This window comes from Peribacillus sp. NPDC097675 (genome assembly GCF_050277655.1).
GTDB lineage: Bacteria > Bacillota > Bacilli > Bacillales > DSM-1321 > Peribacillus.
This window is the reverse complement of the sequence record NZ_JBNNSK010000008.1, coordinates 126,786-142,168: the sequence shown is the minus strand read 5'-3', so window position 1 is coordinate 142,168 and position 15,383 is coordinate 126,786. Positions and strand designations below refer to the sequence as shown.

Here is a 15,383-nt window from a genome sequence, read left to right as displayed (position 1 = left end):
TTTGATTGTTATAAATTTTCTGAAAAGATATTGAAATATGCCAAAAAATGTTGCATTATATATATATTAACAATAACATAAGTGCACAATTATTTGGCACCCGTGATTATAAGGAGGATATTAAATTGATTCCATACACAACTGAACAACTAACTGACTTTTCAATAAAAGAGAACCAACAAGCATACACAGAGGCGATCCAAAAGGTCCAAAGTGAGCTTGGAAAAGATTATCCATTAGTTATTGGTGGGGAACGGATTACAACTCAAGATAAGATCACTTCTTACAATCCAGCTAAAAAGACCGAGGTCGTAGGCACTGTATCCAAAGCAAACAAAGAACTTGCTGAAAAAGCAATGCAAGTGGCCGATGAAACCTTTAAGACATGGAGCAAAGTTAAACCGGAAGTACGGGCTGACATCCTATTTAAAGCAGCTGCGATAACTAAACGCCGTCGTCATGAAATGTCTGCAGTCATGACCCTTGAAGCGGGTAAACCATGGGTTGAGGCGGATGCCGACACAGCAGAAGCCATTGATTTCATGGAATACTATGCGCGACAAATGCTTGAATTGAAAGATGGTAAACCAGTACAAAGTCTTCCGGGCGAATACAATAAATTCGGTTATATCCCATTAGGTGTGGGCGTCATCATTTCACCATGGAACTTCCCTTTTGCCATCATGGCAGGTACGGCTGTTGCAGCAATCGTAACAGGGAATACTATTTTGCTGAAACCAGCTTCCACAACACCAATCATCGCGTATAAATTCATTGAAATCCTTGAAGAGGCCGGTCTTCCAGCTGGTGTCGTGAACTACATTCCAGGACCTGGCGGCGAGGTTGGCGATTATTTAGTCGACCACCCACGTACACGCTTCATAAGCTTCACCGGTTCACGCGATGTCGGTTTGCGCATTAACCAACGGGCAGCAGCCGTCAATGAAGGTCAAATTTGGATTAAACGCGTCATTGCCGAAATGGGCGGAAAAGATACAATTGTGGTCGACAAAGAAGCCGATCTTGAATTAGCTGCACAATCCATCGTTAAATCCGCTTTTGGATTCAGTGGTCAAAAATGCTCCGCATGCTCACGTGCCATCATCGTCGAAGATGTTTACGATAGCGTATTGGATCGTGTCGTTGAATTAACAAACGAATTAACGGTGGGAGATCCAACTGACCATAACAACTTCATGGCTACGGTCATTGATGAGAATGCCTTCAAAAAAGTGACAAGTTACTTTGAAGTGGCAAAAGAAGAAGGACGCATCGTAGCCGGTGGTGAAGCAGATGATTCAACAGGTTATTTCATTCAACCAACTGTTGTGGCAGATGTAGCACCAAGAGCACGCTTGATGCAAGAAGAAATCTTCGGGCCAATCGTCGCCATATCAAAAGCAAAAGACTTTGACGAAGCATTAGAAATTGCCAATAACACAGAATACGGGTTAACGGGTGCAGTCATTTCAACAAACCGTGACCATATCGAACAAGCACGCGAAGACTTTTTCGTGGGGAACCTATACTTTAACCGTGGCTGTACAGGAGCTATCGTGGGTTACCAACCATTCGGAGGGTACAACATGTCTGGAACCTGTTCAAAAGCAGGCGGTCCTGACTTCCTAACCTTGCACATGCAATCGAAATCAGTCTCTGAAAAACTTTAATCTATTTCGAGTTTCTTCCTATTATATAGTAGGGGAAAATCTAAAAGGAACTGTCCCATCCAGGACAGTTCCTTTTTCCGTGTATTAACCAGCTTTTTTGAATATGATTGGAATTTTAAAATAATATAACGCTCCAATCAATATGGACACCCATCCAATGATCAGGCACATGCCCTTGAAGAGATTTCCTCCTACTGTCGGTGAATTCCAGACCAAACCGCTTAGCAGCAATACTAGCATTCCCAAACCAGTAAGAAAGAAAGTCTTTCTTGTATCGCTCCCTTTACATACTCTTAGACCAGTTAGCATGATTAGATATAGAAGCGTCCCCATCATAAGTGCCGGGAACATCGGTCTGAACTTGGCCGCGTATACAAAATAGTCGAGGTTGGAAATATCCGTCGTATCATCCACCTTCTCTGAAAAAGGTGTGGAATACTTCCATTCCCAATGATTATCCAATATTTCACTTCCTTCATACCACGCACAAAACGTGAATAGTAATAGAAACAACATGGCTACTATTCCTTGTAAGGCAAACTTCATTGATAAGTCCCCTTTCCCCTCTTACACCGTCGTATTCATATAAACTAACAAGAGCCAAACCAACGCATATCCAAAATCAAGCAGATAGACTTTCCTTTTCTCTTTTTGCAAATAGCTTTCCAGTCCATCTATTATCGAACTTATACCCGCTAATAGGAAAATCAGCTTCAAGTAAAAGAGTTCTTTTCCATTGATTACTGCCATCAGTAAAAGGATGATCATCAGTACCGCAATCATCGCAATCATCGTATGAAGAATCATATTCGCTTTTGTTCTTTTCGCATTTCCTCTCTTTATAAAAAATAGCCCCATTTGAACCCCCGCCTACATGGTTAATAACATTTTTTTATGGTAAGTAACGCTCAATCCATTTTAACATAAACATCCAAATATTATGATATTATCCATTATCAGAAGGCTACATGTACATAACTACACTGCCATGAATAACATAATGTAACTTCTTGTGAGGAGCATTCTAACTATGAGTACAAGTGGAAAAGACCTCCTTATTACAGGAGCCTGGATATTAGGAATCGGATCGGTTATTGAAGCCATTGGCCAGACCCAGCAATCTTTGACAAGTTCTGATTTGGGAAAGGATTTAATTGTTAAGGGCAATGGTATCGAGGCCTTTGGTAATTCACTGCAGGCCATCGGGAGAACAAAACTGTTCAACCCAGAAGAGCAACAACTATCGCAAATTTATTCGATCTTCGGGGCATGGCTTGAAGCTGCAGGGAACACGGGAAATTCAATCGGAATCAGCATTGAACTGAGTGGAGAAGAGGAAGAAGGCACGATAATTGATACACTTGGAAGCGGAGTCCAAGGAACTGGCGCCGCTTTTGAAGCATTCGGGGGATACATTGCAGAAGACTCCTCTTTCAAGTCCCTCAACATAACGGGAAACAGTCTCATATCATTGGGCTCTTTCCTAGTGGCAATCGGCAATATCTTCATTTTACAGGAACAAACAGACATCGGTGAAATGATCTTATTGGTGGGTGGCTGGATCCAAGTGATTGGTGCCTTTGTGCTGATTATTGCCATCATGATTGAGGTGGAGTCTTTATCAGCCCCTGAACATGAGGGTGGTAATCCTTATTCGTATCACCACTATCATTTTGCTCATCCCTAAATGGATTCAGTAGGAGCCACCAATTCCACTTTCAATCTATCTGGGTCCTCGAAGAAAACAGCATAGTGATCCTTGCCTCCAGCAAACGGATGCTTGTCGGAATAGAGAATGCTCATTCCCTCTTCCTTCAATTTACGCGTCATCTCGTCCACCTCTTGACGTGAACTTGCATGAAAAGCGAGATGGTTAAGCCCCACTCTCCCCCTGTGAAAGTCTATATCAAGAAACCGTTTCTCTGCTTGGACGAAAACAATATACAACTCATCGATTTTCCAGCTTGCCCCGCCATCCCATTCCTGAAAGGGACGATAACCGAGCTCCTCCAAAACCAACTCCAGAATTCCACTGTCCGCTTTAAGTTGGATACATTTATCTCAATATGGTGAATGAACCCCTTGGTCATGAGTCTTCCTCCTTTTATTATGTTTCGAAAACCAGGTTACCTTGATATAATACCAGTAACTGGTATATCTAGCATAAAGAATATGAACAAATACTTGCAACAGGCCTCAATCAGTCGTGAATAGGGAGGAAACCAACATGAAAGAACCTAAGCACTTCAACGAAAACAATTGGGACGATAGCCATCGTCAATGGCCGCTGCCACGTTTGCCATGGACGATGATGCAGACGTGGAATGATTTATTATTTGCCCATTATCCGATAAAAATCGAAGTCTTAGAGAAGCTGGTACCTCATGTACTGCCCATAGATTCTTTTGACGGCATGGGATGGATAGGCGTCGTTCCGTTTCATATGACAGACATTCGGTTACGGTGCCTTCCTCCCGTTCCAGGCACGGACCGATTTCCCGAGCTCAACGTTCGGACTTATGTCACCGTTGATGGAAAACCTGGGGTGTACTTTTTTAGTCTGGATGCGTCCAATTTGCTTGCGGTGAGAACTGCTCAAACTGTATACCACTTGCCGTACAAGCATGCAGATATGAACGTGGAACGTAATGGTGATGTCATCGATTATAAAAGCAAGAGAAGAAGTGGAAGTCAGGCATTCGAGTGTACATATAAACCAACCTCAGAACCGTATCTTGCCGAAAAGGGTTCTTTCGATCAATGGCTCACTGAGCGCTATTGCTTATATACGCTCAACAAAAATGGGGCACCACTTCGTTGCGATATCCTCCATCGCCCTTGGCCGCTTCAACATGCCGAAGCGGAAATCAACGTGAATACGATGCTGACCAAACAAGGCATTTCAGTTGAAAACGACGAGCCAATCTTACATTTTGCTAAAAAATTAGAAGTCCGGATGTGGCCATTGGTTCGCGCGAACGACTAAACTTATTGGATTTCTCCTTATATCAGTCAGTTTTGCACATTTATCGGTCTAAATCGGAATATATCGGTCAATTGCCTATATTTATCGGTCTAAATCAGCATGTTATCGGCCAAAGCAGGCATTCCTACAAACGGAGGGGTCTTGATGAAAAAATGGATATGGTTGTTGGCATGCAGTCTATTCCTTGTCTCTTGTAATGCTCAAGAATCAATCATTGAGTGGGTCGATTTCGTTAAGATTAACGGCAATCATTATGATAGGATACATACTGGTATCCTTGCTGACTCTGCTTCTATCGGTGAAAAAATAGGAGAGGTGAAATTCAAAGTCGCTGGTCATGTTAACGATGCCAATTACAAGACGAAAGAAGGTGACGCCTCATTCTGGGAAAAGGGAACGAAGGTCTTTTCCATAAAAGGGAAGCCGGAATTCGCCGCTATAAAAGCAAAAGACGAAATCAATGGGTATGCAATCTATCATAAAGTTTCAAAAGACCAAACATTTCAGGGCAAGTACCAAGACATCGATAAAGCTATCCGTCAAATAGAAATATACAAAGAGGATAAAGACAATCATCCTGTACTCCTCCGTACACTTTCGGAAAAGCAGGAGATTCAAGGCTTAACCCAAATACTTAACGAAGGAAAAACGAACTCCAGCTTTAACCCGAATACCACTCAAGGAGATCCTATCACCTATCGACTAGCATTTTATACCGAAGAACCGATTGCCTATCTCTATCCTTTATTTTACGATGGAGAACAATGGTTTTGGATTCCATGGGATACCGATCTTTTATCAGATGAGGTTGAGAGATTCATAACAAAATAGAAGACCTCCAAACAAAACTCCCCTCATAAAAAAGGGGAGTTTTCATTAAGCTTTTTATTTGATGTAAACATCCCGAAATTGAATTCTTTGCACAGTATCTTTCTTTTGATCATCAGAATTGATTACCAATTTCCCTTTATACAGTGTTTTTCCTGATTCCGCATCTGCAATCAGCAGTTTACCTCTGCTAATGGCAAAGATACGACCATCTACTACCCTAGTAAATTCTGCAGAGTCTAAAGTATAGTCATTTATAATCTTTTGTTTATCCAGATCAAAGCTCCAGATTCGGGTCTTCTCATCACCCCATTCCATCATGTAAAGATTTTTCTCATCGTATGAATAGTCCTTTTCCGCCACTTCAAATGTGAAATTTTCTTCCTTGGGCGGTTTGATTTCTTGTAGCTTCTTCGTGTCATAATGGTAGGAGAATAGAGAACTTTCACCCACTTTTTCCTTGAATTCTCCTTCATCGGAATAGCTTCCTTTCACTAGCGCTATTATAAACACGTTATTGGGTTTCCCAACAACTTTTGACGGCATGGCAAAATGTCCTTGATTCGATGAATCAAACGTTTCGGATAGAATGGTTTCATCGCTGACTACTTTTTTACCGGCTAAATCGATGGTATAGAGATGAATTTCACCTGTGTTTTTTCCATCATTTGAAACGACATCATTTTGGGTGATGATCTGTAACTTGGATTGAATGAATTGTATATCTCTTACTGTGATATCCTCATATTTTTCTTGTTCTGGCACGTCTATTTCAAAAGACTTTTCTTCTTTATTTCGCTTTTCTAAACTATCAATATTGAAATTCGAACTGTACTTTCTGTCCTTATAGTCAATATTCACCGTTCCGAACGTCAGATTATCTTGATCTTCATAATACGTTTCGATATATTTTTTACCACGCATGAAGGAACGATACTCCTTCACTAACCGCTCATAGTTAGGGTCATAGAAATTAAAGCGATTTTCAAAATAAGACTGCTCTTTTTCATATTTCACTTTATTGGATTCTACATGAAAAGGTTCACTTAGACTTCCCTCATCATAATATCCTTCCATGACGACCGATTGTAACTCCTTTTCATCTCCTTCTACCGTTTTAAATGTAAGTTTCGGTAGGTTTGAAGCGGAAGAAGCCACTTTAACATAATACGTTCCGATGCTTAATAAGATAACGACGACGATGACGATGCTGCTGATATATCGTTTCACCCTGCTCACTCTCCTTTAATTGTTAGATGGAATTTTATACGGTTACACGTTTTTTTAATAACCAAGATCCAAACCAGATAGACACACCTGTAATGACAAGCCCTAAAGCGAATATACTACCAAAGGTTTCTGACGGATAGAGAGAGAGTTTGCTAAACTCATCAATCATAATTGGGGATATAAGCAATGCTCCTGCCAGTCCGCAATACACAATTCCCAGCACAATCCCTTTGATTGGGTAACTTCTTTCAAGCAAGATTGCTGTAAATAAGACAAACATAATCATTAACCCAATTCCATAGGAAATAATAAATTGAGTGAACGAGCTTGGCATGATAAGCGCTAAAACTGGTTTCGATTCAGTGATGGTCATCACACTCATTTTTGCTGTTAAGTAAACTTCAGGCATCATCGAATTGAACAGGGCATTTTCCATCGGCAGAATGATCAATTGTAAGGCAATCAACCCTAGAACCATCAAGAAAATTGCTGTCGCTTTTGAAAGGTAAAGGGATAGTCTCGTAGTCGGAAGCATCAACAGACGATAAATAAAGGTGTTTTTCCCGAACCAATCACGGTACCAAATAAGGAAGATGTAGAAAATAAGGGCAACGGCACAGAGAGCAATCGGTCCTAAAAACCAGAGCGATCCGGATACCAAGTTAAAGTTTACTCCCCCAAAAGTTTCTATATAAGCAGCTTCGGTTAATTTTTCTTCCAACATGGTTTGGTCAGCATTGTTCAAAAACCCTTGTACCTTAATGATCACTGCCGCAAATTGTGAAAGGATCGTCATCAACAACAGCGAAAGATAGATTTTACTAAAACGGTTGATTTCAAAATTGACTAGCTTCATATAACGCATCATCCTTGATACACCTCTCTCATCACATCGACTACTGATTTTCCTTCCTCTTCCCGCATTTCTTCCGTATTGAACTCCTTCAATACATTTCCGTTTCCAAGTAAGATGACCTTATCGATTAGATGTTCAATATCACCGATTTCATGGGTCGTGATGATGACACCCCTGTCCTCGATCAGGTGACTGGCAAAGACATCGGCAATTTGCTCCCGGCTAAATATATCAATGCCGGAAAATGGTTCATCCATCAATATGTAATCCACATCAAGGGATAGACCCAACATCAGGTTAACCTTTGCGGTGTTCCCTTTTGATAAATCTGAAATCCTTGTGCTTTCCTCTAATTTGAAAAAATCCAGCAACTCATTGGCTCTTGATTGATTCCAAGTCGTATAGAAATCGCTCATGAAAACCATTGCCTGCTTGATGGTCATTTGCGGAAGCATAATGGGAGCGTCCGGAATGAAGGTAATCTTCTCGTAACTTCTATTATCAATTTTTTCATTATCAATCAGAATTTCCCCACGATACGGCGTCAAACCCATAATCGCCTTCAGTGTCGTCGTTTTCCCTACCCCATTTATTCCAATCAGGCAGGTGATTTCCCCTTTGTTCGCGGTAAAAGACATACCATCCAGGATTTTCTTTCGGCCGTATTTCTTAGAGATTTGCTTCACTTCGATCATTTCTCTTCCCCCTCTTTTGCATATTTTTCTTTCACGACCTGAAGCAGCTCATCAACTGGTACATTTATGGGACGAATGGCCTCTACAAAAGAATCTACGGCAGCAAAGATCAGTTCCTGACGGACATCGTGGAGCATCTCTTCATTCGTAGTGATGCGGCTTGGGAAATTTCTTTCTGTATGAATCAAACCTTGTTCCTCCATTTCTTTATACGCCTTTTGAGCCGTATTCGGATTAATATTCAAAGTTGCCGCCAATTCCCGGCGCGAAGGGATTTCCTGTCCCGCAACTAACTCACCAATGGCGATTTGTTCTTTGAAATGCCTCACCACTTGCAAATAAACTGGCTCTCGGGCATTAAACGAAACGTTCATTAAACCACCCCTAAATTTTATAAAAATCTGATTTCACACTTGGTCTCAAGTGTATGTATTAAGTGGTTCATACACCTTATATCTGTACTATACCCGTAATACACTTTAGCTGTCAATATGGATTTTAAGATTTTTTTCCATTCCATTTTATTTAACTACATTCAATATGCAATTGGAATAACTTGACATATGACTACTATGTGATACTATATACTGGTAGTAAGTAATACTAATTAGCAATTCGTAAAACAACCAACATATGAGGTGAATCCTTATGGAAAATCTGACAGAAATGCTGAAAGGGGTGCTTGAAGGTTGTGTACTCGAAATCATCAGCCGGGGCGAAACGTATGGCTACGAAATTACACAACAACTACAAAAACTTGGCTTCGTTGATGTAGTGGAAGGCACTGTTTATACGATTACGATGAGGCTTGAGAAAAACAATCTGGTAGACATCGAAAAAAAGCCATCCACGATGGGACCACCTAGGAAGTTTTACACCCTCAATACAGCTGGACAAGAAAAACTTCAAGTCTTCTGGACAAAATGGGAATTCCTTTCGAATAAAATGAATGAAATTAAACAGATTGAAAGGGGCGAAGTAAAATGAGTTTTTTAGAAAAGATAGTGGGAAGTTTCGATGACAAGAGGGAATGGAAAGCGCTGGAGGCCCGGGCAAAGGCTCTTCCAAGTGAGTACCGCAACGCTTACAAAGCCATCCAAAAGTATATGTGGACCGCTGGCGACAGTCCAATCGACTGGGAAGGTACTCATCGTATCTTTTCCAGTATTCTCGACCTCTTCGAAGAAGGTGCAGCGGAAAGCAAGAAAGTCACTGATCTTACAGGTGAGGACGTGGCTTCTTTCTGTGACGAACTAGTCAAGGATGAGCAAACTTGGAAGGATAAATACCGTCAGAAGTTAAACGAAACCATCGGACGTATTGAATGAATCTACTTGAAGGTTTTAAAAAAACACGCAAAAAATTATTGGGTATTTATGTTAAAATAGTATAAAATTATATAAGCCCCTCATTTAAATCAAAGGGGTAAGTCATTCGTGGTAATTTGGCGATGGTAATGGGGGAACAACAATGAACATTGAGGAAAGATTGTATCAAGCTGCTATAGAACTGATTACAAAGAGATACCCTTCTGGTTGGGGCGGTGCAGCAGCTATGTATACGGAAGATGGTAAGATCTTAACAAGTGTTGCTCCAGAGGTCATTAATGCATCGACAGAATTGTGTATGGAAACTGGTGCAATCCTTGAAGCACATAAGCTTAATACAAAAATCACACATTCTATTTGTGTTGTAAGAGATGACGAAAAGGCTGAATTCAAAGTTCTAACTCCTTGTGGGGTATGTCAAGAAAGACTCCTTTATTGGGGTCCTGATCTAAAAGCAGCTATTACTCATCCAGATGAGAGGCTAGTATATAAAACCCTCAAAGAAATACAACCATTTCACTGGTCAAAAGCCTATGATGATCAACACTCTTCTTTGAGTTGATATGTTTTTTTAAAATGGACGAATTGAAAATGAGCTTGGAGAAACATTTCCAAGCTCATTTTCTAATGGACCTAGACAGAAAGCCAACAAACCCACAGGGCCTGCTGACTTTCCTTTTAGCTCGGATCATTTTCATCGAGTGACAGTGTGACAACTTTTGTGTAGTCACCTTTTGCAACTTCTTCCGGAGTGGCGCTTTCATCCAGCTCCTCTTGCGTGGTAATTCCATCGGCTACAATCGGTTCTTCTTCATGTTTGTCGCGCTTTTTCATGGGCTACACCCCTTTCGTTCATAGAATATCCAGGAGTCGGCATTTCATTCTTGGCTCAGGACCAAATTCAAAAACAAACACACAAAAAAAGAGTGAACCTGTTTTTAGATTCACTCTTGGCATACCTTTATCTTTTTATCGGGCGTTCTAACGATAAAATTTCATCTTCTACGGAAGAAAATTGTTGTTCCACTACATGTTTAACGTCATGGACGGCAGCGTTATAGAAATGAGGAGCAAGTGACTCTTTAACGAAATCCAATACTCTTTCTGCTGCAAACTCCGTGATTTCTTCATCTCTTTCTTGTGAAAAGAAATATTGAATATCAGAAATCATTAATTGCTGTTGGTCTTTTGTAAGTTTTAAGAACAAATGGAACACCCCTTCATGGATAGTACTTGTAATTATAAAGGTTGATCTTCTTCATTTACAGCCTGTTCTTTCATAAAGGAATATGTACAGTAAATGGCTGGTCTTTTTTAGACCTCTTAAATTTTGTTTGTAAAATACCAGAATGTGATTTACCATTAATTTCAAACAATAAAAATTGGTGTTTATAAGGGTGGTTAGTATGACTGGTAGGAGAACTTTGCTCTATATAATCATTAGCCTAGTTTTTTTAAGTGGTTGTGTAAACAAGCAAGAAAACAGCGAAAGTATCGTATTGAATATACCAAATGTTAATGAGTATGCATTTATCTATATACAACCAATTGATGAAAACGGAGGAATTTCCGAAACCAATGCAATATTCATAAATGATAAGAAAAAGATTCCTGAGTTGATGCAAAAACTTAATGCACAAGAGGTTTTCCAGTCGCCTAGTAAATCGTTTAACAAGAGGATAGAGAAATTAAATCAGCAACAAAATTTTCTGGTTTCTGTATCTAGAACCGAATATACGTCTCACAAACAGTTTGATATGATCTTTTTCAGAGACGGAAGTATTCAATATCAATTTACTGATAAAAAGAAACAAAAAATGAATCTATACCTTTCAAAAGAAAAACACCCAAACCTACTCCAGGAAATTAAAGACTTAGCGGAACGATAAAAAAAACGGCCCACGAGCTAAAAGCTTCGTGGGCCGTGTCTGTTTTATGCTTGTACAGATAGTTCTACTAAACGTTGAGCAGAAGCTTTTACTTCTTCTAGACCTGAAGAGATGATTTCTTGCGCTTTATCAGGCATTGCATTGTGGCCTTCGATGATGACTTCATCGATGATTTTCATTCCGAATACGCCACCGAATACGTTGCGCATGTAGTTAACAGCCATTTCCATTGGTGCCGCTTCTGGTGTTGAGTAAATTCCGCCGCGAGCGCTTAGGAAGATCGCTTTTTTGTCTGTCATTAATTGAACCATGTTACCATTTGCATCATATTTGAATGCGAATCCTGCTGCATAAACATAATCAATGAACGTTTGCAATTTAGCAGGGATTGTTAAGTTCCATAATGGGAATGCGAATACTACTACATCTGCAGCTGTAATTGCATCCATTGCTTTTTGTTTGGCAGCTAATAGACGGGATTCAATGTCTGTTAATTCTTCGCCTGTTTGTACTTTACCGAAAGCGTTGAAAAGCTCTTGCCCGAAGTATGGTGTATCTTCTTCATATACATCGTAAGTTGTTACGTTTAGGTCTTTGCCTTCTAATGAAGCCATGAACGTTTCGTACATTTTGCTTGAGATTCCTTCTGTTGCTGGACGGTTGTTTGCTTTTACTACTAATACATTCATTATATAAAATCTCCTCGTATTGAATATTTTTATTTAAGTTATCTTTAATTCAAGATAAATATATAATACAAGGAATTAGGTGTATTTGTCAATAACTTGATTTAATTTTCATCCAAATTCTTCATAACTGAATTATCCTCCAATTTCCTAATCCCAAGATGTTTCGCGAACCTTAATAAATAACCGTCAGGATCCATGATGAGAAATTCTTTTTGTCCGATTGCTACATGATCTGCCCGGTACCAGTTCTCCTGAATCTCCGCCTTAATGGGATACTGATGTTCCTTTATACGCTGATATAATTCATCGATTTCCCTGACTTGTATTTGAAAATTAATTCCTCTCCCAAATGGGTAAACCAACTCTCCCGTCTTCCAGTGTTCATTCGTTTCTTCCAACATCAATTGACAATCATCTAATGAAATCATGGCGAATTTATCTTCTGGACGTTGATAGTCCACCTTGAACAAAAGAATGTCCAAATAGAATGAAAGACTATGGTTTATATCCGACACTGACAACTCCGGTACACATGCTTGTCGATTTATCAATGTACTTCAGCTCCTTTTATTCCTGCAGCAAACGATAATAGTATTGTATCCTACAAAAGGTATTAATGGGATATTTTATATATAAATGAAAACTCCTATACTCTCCAACTGTGCACTATTTAACTTGTCTATGTAGATAAAAGTCTTTCCTTATGTAATCTTTGCGAAGTCAAAAAAACAAGTTTCAGCAAAACTGGATTTTTATGTTAAATTATTATTGAGTTTGCGAAAAATGTATATAAAAAAAGTTATAAACTCATGTAAATTAGGAGGCACTCTCTATGGAAAAAAGCAAAGTAAAATGGGCAGTATTTGGTTTAGTATTGGGTTCGACGATTGGGGCGATATTAGGAATAATAGCTTACTATAATCAATGGTTGGGGTGAACTATTAGTGGATGACTAGGAGGCAAACAAAAAAACCGAGCATAAAGCGCCCGGTCTTGAAACACCTACCGTTACACTATTTCTTTGACAGACTTCACGAGCGTGTTGGCTGGTCGACTTAGTCCTAAATTCCCGCGTAATGTATCTTCTGTGTATTCGGTACGGAACAGTCCACGTTTTTGCAATTCCGGGATGACGTGATCGACGAAATCTTCAAGGCCGCCTGGCAAATATGGAGGCATGACGTTGAATCCATCCGCTGCTCCATTTTCAAACCATTCCTGCAGTTGGTCTGCGATTTGCTCCGGTGTTCCTTTGATTTCTCGATGTCCTCTGGCACCGGCTGTTCTTTGGTATAACTGGCGTATGGTCAGGTTTTCGCGTTCAGCAAGATCCTTCAATAGGGTAAAACGGCTTTTCCCTCCATTGACTTGCTCCACTTCCGGCAGGTCAGGCAGTGGCCCATCAACGGGGTATCCGCTTAAATCCACAGAGATCATGGCCGATAAAAGAGCAACGCCGGCTTCCTCTGGGATCAATTCTTGGAATAGCTGCTTTTTCTTTTCCGCTTCTTCTTCTGTTGCCCCAATGATTGGGAACACACCCGGCATGATTTTCAGTTCCTCAGGAGAGCGGCCATATTTCGCCATCCTTCCTTTCACGTCCGCATAGAAGCCTTGCGCTTCTTCTAATGTTTGCCACGCTGTGAAAATCACTTCTGCCGTACGCGCCGCAAGCTCTTTCCCCGCTTCGGATGAACCCGCTTGAACGACAACGGGATGGCCTTGGACCGGACGGGAAATATTCAGTGGGCCTTCAACGGAGAACCATTCCCCTTTATGATTGACGCTATGGATTTTCGAACCATCGGCAAATTGTGCTGATTCCTTATCCATGACTAACGCCTCGTCTTCCCAACTATCCCAAAGATTTTCTACAAGATCCACAAATTCCTCGGCACGTTCATAGCGTCTTTCATGTAAAAGATGATGATCAGAATTGAAGTTCTTTGCTTCGGCATCCGTATTGGATGTGACGACATTCCAGCCGGCACGCCCATTGCTTAAATGGTCGAGCGAAGCAAACTTACGCGCTACATGGTAGGGTTCGTTATACGTCGTGGACACCGTGCCAACGAGCCCGATTTTTTCCGTCACCGCTGAAAGGGCCGATAACAGCGTGAACGGTTCAAAACTAATGTCCGCCCTTTGAACGTTTTTAGAACCGTTATGCTGAAACGCATTGATATCGGCAACAAACAGCATATCGAACTTTCCGCGTTCAGCTGTTTGGGCCAGCCTTTTAAGAAAATCAAAGTTCAATATATTGTGCACTTCTGCCTCTGGATGTCGCCAACCTGCCACATGGTGACCAGGGATCATGAAAAATGCACCTAACTTCATTTCGCGTTTATTATTTGTCATCATCTATTCCTTCTTTCTTATATTATTTATTGATTAATCTTCCAAGCGGAGAATTTCTTTTCCAGGGACACTAGCCCATAATTCAGTAACAAACCAAGTAATGAAATCGTTATAATACCTGCATACATTTCAGCGATTTGGAAATTCATTTGTGCGTAATTGATTAAATACCCCAAGCCTTCCTTGGCGCCTACCATTTCAGCTGCAATCAGCACGAGAATCGACGCCGTTCCCGCCATGCGTATTCCGGTAAAAATAGTCGGAATAGAAGCCGGCAAAATGACCTTATAGAATAGTTTACGAGAAGATAATCCCATCGATTGTGCTGACTTGATGAGCAATGGATCCACATTCTGAACAGCATTGATGGTATTCAAAAGGACGGGAAACGTACAGGCGAACAGGACGATCGCTATCTTGGATATTTCACCGATTCCGAGAAGGAGGATAAAAACAGGCAATAATGCCAACGCCGCCGTATTCCGGAATAATTCTAGTACAGGATTCAACAGATCCTTGGCCAAGGGAAACCATCCAATCATCAAACCTAAGGGGATTGCAATCAAAAGGGCCAGACCAAACCCGATGAACGAACGCATGAAACTTGCTTGAAAATGGGCAAATAATTCTCCTGATGTCACCAACCCCCACCATCCTACTACCACTGATGAAAAAGGTGGGAAGAATACCGAATCAACCAACCCGATTCTTGGTGCAATCTCCCAAAGAACCAGTAATAGGACGATCACGGCTGTCTGCTTCACAAGTTTTCGCAGCCAGGTAAACGATAAAGAGATGGGCCGCTTTCTCTCAATGGGGACAGTTATAGCTTTTTCTAAACTGGACATCTA

The 15,383-nt window shown here is 40.6% G+C and carries 20 protein-coding genes and 1 pseudogene; 8 read left to right on the top strand and 13 right to left on the bottom strand.

The features are described 5' to 3' along the window. Window positions 1-125 precede the first annotated feature (125 nt). Window positions 126-1,670 carry an L-glutamate gamma-semialdehyde dehydrogenase gene (pruA, locus tag ACQKL5_RS13450; protein ID WP_427609391.1) on the top strand — a complete coding sequence of 515 codons (1,545 nt, stop codon included), beginning with the start codon at window positions 126-128 and terminating at the stop codon, window positions 1,668-1,670. 84 nt (window positions 1,671-1,754) lie between these two features. On the opposite strand, the gene ACQKL5_RS13445 is transcribed toward pruA, so the two are convergent. Then, window positions 1,755-2,216, bottom strand: a complete 462-nt coding sequence (locus tag ACQKL5_RS13445) for a DUF4306 domain-containing protein (RefSeq protein ID WP_427609390.1) — start codon at window positions 2,214-2,216, stop codon at window positions 1,755-1,757. Between the two features lie 21 nt (window positions 2,217-2,237). Further along, window positions 2,238-2,528, bottom strand: a complete 291-nt coding sequence (locus ACQKL5_RS13440; protein WP_427609389.1) for a hypothetical protein — start codon at window positions 2,526-2,528, stop codon at window positions 2,238-2,240. A gap of 172 nt (window positions 2,529-2,700) precedes the next feature. Between ACQKL5_RS13440 and ACQKL5_RS13435 the strand changes: the two genes are divergently transcribed. Then, window positions 2,701-3,357 carry a DUF6944 family repetitive protein gene (locus tag ACQKL5_RS13435; RefSeq protein ID WP_427609388.1) on the top strand — a complete coding sequence of 219 codons (657 nt, stop codon included), beginning with the start codon at window positions 2,701-2,703 and terminating at the stop codon, window positions 3,355-3,357. Here the strand turns inward: ACQKL5_RS13435 and ACQKL5_RS13430 are convergent. Next, window positions 3,354-3,760: pseudogene (locus tag ACQKL5_RS13430) on the bottom strand (VOC family protein). The gene ACQKL5_RS13435 and the pseudogene ACQKL5_RS13430 sit on opposite strands and share 4 nt — an antisense overlap. 137 nt (window positions 3,761-3,897) lie before the next feature. Between ACQKL5_RS13430 and ACQKL5_RS13425 the strand changes: the two are divergent. Both ACQKL5_RS13425 and ACQKL5_RS13420 read left to right on the top strand, forming a co-directional pair. Beyond that, the gene (locus tag ACQKL5_RS13425; RefSeq protein WP_427609387.1) at window positions 3,898-4,656 is read left to right on the top strand and encodes a YqjF family protein; all 759 of its coding nucleotides are present in this window, start codon (window positions 3,898-3,900) and stop codon (window positions 4,654-4,656) included. 144 nt (window positions 4,657-4,800) lie between these two features. After that, window positions 4,801-5,487, top strand: coding sequence for a hypothetical protein (locus ACQKL5_RS13420; RefSeq protein WP_427609386.1), 687 nt, complete (start codon window positions 4,801-4,803; stop codon window positions 5,485-5,487). A gap of 54 nt (window positions 5,488-5,541) precedes the next feature. Here ACQKL5_RS13420 and ACQKL5_RS13415 read toward each other — a convergent pair whose 3' ends face one another. From ACQKL5_RS13415 to ACQKL5_RS13400, 4 genes are read right to left on the bottom strand one after another with little or no spacing between them, the layout of a single operon-like run. Beyond that, on the bottom strand, window positions 5,542-6,714 hold the full coding sequence (locus ACQKL5_RS13415; protein WP_427609385.1) for a hypothetical protein: 1,173 nt from the start codon (window positions 6,712-6,714) through the stop codon (window positions 5,542-5,544). Window positions 6,715-6,748: 34 nt separating this feature from the next. Then, window positions 6,749-7,570, bottom strand: a complete 822-nt coding sequence (locus ACQKL5_RS13410) for a hypothetical protein (RefSeq protein ID WP_427609384.1) — start codon at window positions 7,568-7,570, stop codon at window positions 6,749-6,751. Window positions 7,571-7,578: 8 nt separating this feature from the next. Next, on the bottom strand, window positions 7,579-8,265 hold the full coding sequence (locus ACQKL5_RS13405; RefSeq protein ID WP_427609383.1) for an ABC transporter ATP-binding protein: 687 nt from the start codon (window positions 8,263-8,265) through the stop codon (window positions 7,579-7,581). Further along, on the bottom strand, window positions 8,262-8,639 hold the full coding sequence (locus ACQKL5_RS13400; protein WP_427609382.1) for a GntR family transcriptional regulator: 378 nt from the start codon (window positions 8,637-8,639) through the stop codon (window positions 8,262-8,264). Before ACQKL5_RS13400 ends, ACQKL5_RS13405 begins: the two co-directional genes overlap by 4 nt. Before the next feature lie 274 nt (window positions 8,640-8,913). Between ACQKL5_RS13400 and ACQKL5_RS13395 the strand changes: the two genes are divergently transcribed. The 3 genes from ACQKL5_RS13395 (at window position 8,914) to ACQKL5_RS13385 (ending at window position 10,155) form a co-directional block, all read left to right on the top strand. After that, window positions 8,914-9,252 (top strand): PadR family transcriptional regulator, encoded by a 339-nt coding sequence (locus ACQKL5_RS13395; RefSeq protein WP_427609381.1) that lies wholly within the window; start codon window positions 8,914-8,916, stop codon window positions 9,250-9,252. Then, the gene (locus ACQKL5_RS13390) at window positions 9,249-9,593 is read left to right on the top strand and encodes a DUF1048 domain-containing protein (protein WP_427609380.1); all 345 of its coding nucleotides are present in this window, start codon (window positions 9,249-9,251) and stop codon (window positions 9,591-9,593) included. Before ACQKL5_RS13395 ends, ACQKL5_RS13390 begins: the two co-directional genes overlap by 4 nt. A 142-nt stretch (window positions 9,594-9,735) precedes the next feature. Next, window positions 9,736-10,155, top strand: a complete 420-nt coding sequence (locus ACQKL5_RS13385; RefSeq protein WP_427609379.1) for a cytidine deaminase — start codon at window positions 9,736-9,738, stop codon at window positions 10,153-10,155. Window positions 10,156-10,271: 116 nt separating this feature from the next. Here ACQKL5_RS13385 and ACQKL5_RS13380 read toward each other — a convergent pair whose 3' ends face one another. Next, window positions 10,272-10,427, bottom strand: coding sequence for a hypothetical protein (locus ACQKL5_RS13380; protein WP_427609378.1), 156 nt, complete (start codon window positions 10,425-10,427; stop codon window positions 10,272-10,274). Between the two features lie 127 nt (window positions 10,428-10,554). Beyond that, a complete protein-coding gene (locus ACQKL5_RS13375; protein WP_402967360.1) occupies window positions 10,555-10,800 on the bottom strand; it encodes a DUF2164 domain-containing protein in 246 nt (81 codons plus the stop codon). A 199-nt stretch (window positions 10,801-10,999) separates the two neighbouring features. Here ACQKL5_RS13375 and ACQKL5_RS13370 point away from each other — a divergent pair, with 199 nt between their 5' ends. Beyond that, window positions 11,000-11,482, top strand: coding sequence for a hypothetical protein (locus ACQKL5_RS13370; RefSeq protein WP_427609377.1), 483 nt, complete (start codon window positions 11,000-11,002; stop codon window positions 11,480-11,482). A gap of 44 nt (window positions 11,483-11,526) precedes the next feature. Here the strand turns inward: ACQKL5_RS13370 and ACQKL5_RS13365 are convergent, their stop codons facing one another. From ACQKL5_RS13365 to ACQKL5_RS13350, 4 genes are all read right to left on the bottom strand, one after another. Beyond that, window positions 11,527-12,171 (bottom strand): FMN-dependent NADH-azoreductase, encoded by a 645-nt coding sequence (locus ACQKL5_RS13365; RefSeq protein WP_427609376.1) that lies wholly within the window; start codon window positions 12,169-12,171, stop codon window positions 11,527-11,529. A 101-nt stretch (window positions 12,172-12,272) separates the two neighbouring features. Beyond that, window positions 12,273-12,722 carry a bleomycin resistance protein gene (locus ACQKL5_RS13360; protein ID WP_427609375.1) on the bottom strand — a complete coding sequence of 150 codons (450 nt, stop codon included), beginning with the start codon at window positions 12,720-12,722 and terminating at the stop codon, window positions 12,273-12,275. Between the two features lie 457 nt (window positions 12,723-13,179). Then, window positions 13,180-14,532 carry an LLM class flavin-dependent oxidoreductase gene (locus ACQKL5_RS13355; protein ID WP_427609374.1) on the bottom strand — a complete coding sequence of 451 codons (1,353 nt, stop codon included), beginning with the start codon at window positions 14,530-14,532 and terminating at the stop codon, window positions 13,180-13,182. 26 nt (window positions 14,533-14,558) lie between these two features. Next, window positions 14,559-15,380: an ABC transporter permease gene (locus ACQKL5_RS13350; protein ID WP_427609373.1), complete on the bottom strand. Its 822-nt coding sequence runs from the start codon at window positions 15,378-15,380 to the stop codon at window positions 14,559-14,561. Window positions 15,381-15,383: the final 3 nt, after the last annotated feature.

Bases quoted from the DNA above. Each gene is read 5' to 3' on its own strand.
- ACQKL5_RS13390 (WP_427609380.1), top strand. From the start codon at position 9,249: ATGAGTTTTTTAGAAAAGATAGTGGGAAGTTTCGATGACAAGAGGGAA.
- ACQKL5_RS13440 (WP_427609389.1), bottom strand. From the start codon at position 2,528: ATGGGGCTATTTTTTATAAAGAGAGGAAATGCGAAAAGAACAAAAGCG.
- ACQKL5_RS13380 (WP_427609378.1), bottom strand. From the start codon at position 10,427: ATGAAAAAGCGCGACAAACATGAAGAAGAACCGATTGTAGCCGATGGA.
- ACQKL5_RS13435 (WP_427609388.1), top strand. From the start codon at position 2,701: ATGAGTACAAGTGGAAAAGACCTCCTTATTACAGGAGCCTGGATATTA.
- ACQKL5_RS13385 (WP_427609379.1), top strand. From the start codon at position 9,736: ATGAACATTGAGGAAAGATTGTATCAAGCTGCTATAGAACTGATTACA.
- ACQKL5_RS13370 (WP_427609377.1), top strand. From the start codon at position 11,000: ATGACTGGTAGGAGAACTTTGCTCTATATAATCATTAGCCTAGTTTTT.
- ACQKL5_RS13350 (WP_427609373.1), bottom strand. From the start codon at position 15,380: ATGTCCAGTTTAGAAAAAGCTATAACTGTCCCCATTGAGAGAAAGCGG.
- ACQKL5_RS13365 (WP_427609376.1), bottom strand. From the start codon at position 12,171: ATGAATGTATTAGTAGTAAAAGCAAACAACCGTCCAGCAACAGAAGGA.
- ACQKL5_RS13445 (WP_427609390.1), bottom strand. From the start codon at position 2,216: ATGAAGTTTGCCTTACAAGGAATAGTAGCCATGTTGTTTCTATTACTA.
- ACQKL5_RS13410 (WP_427609384.1), bottom strand. From the start codon at position 7,570: ATGAAGCTAGTCAATTTTGAAATCAACCGTTTTAGTAAAATCTATCTT.
- ACQKL5_RS13395 (WP_427609381.1), top strand. From the start codon at position 8,914: ATGGAAAATCTGACAGAAATGCTGAAAGGGGTGCTTGAAGGTTGTGTA.
- ACQKL5_RS13400 (WP_427609382.1), bottom strand. From the start codon at position 8,639: ATGAACGTTTCGTTTAATGCCCGAGAGCCAGTTTATTTGCAAGTGGTG.
- ACQKL5_RS13405 (WP_427609383.1), bottom strand. From the start codon at position 8,265: ATGATCGAAGTGAAGCAAATCTCTAAGAAATACGGCCGAAAGAAAATC.
- ACQKL5_RS13420 (WP_427609386.1), top strand. From the start codon at position 4,801: ATGAAAAAATGGATATGGTTGTTGGCATGCAGTCTATTCCTTGTCTCT.
- ACQKL5_RS13355 (WP_427609374.1), bottom strand. From the start codon at position 14,532: ATGACAAATAATAAACGCGAAATGAAGTTAGGTGCATTTTTCATGATC.
- ACQKL5_RS13425 (WP_427609387.1), top strand. From the start codon at position 3,898: ATGAAAGAACCTAAGCACTTCAACGAAAACAATTGGGACGATAGCCAT.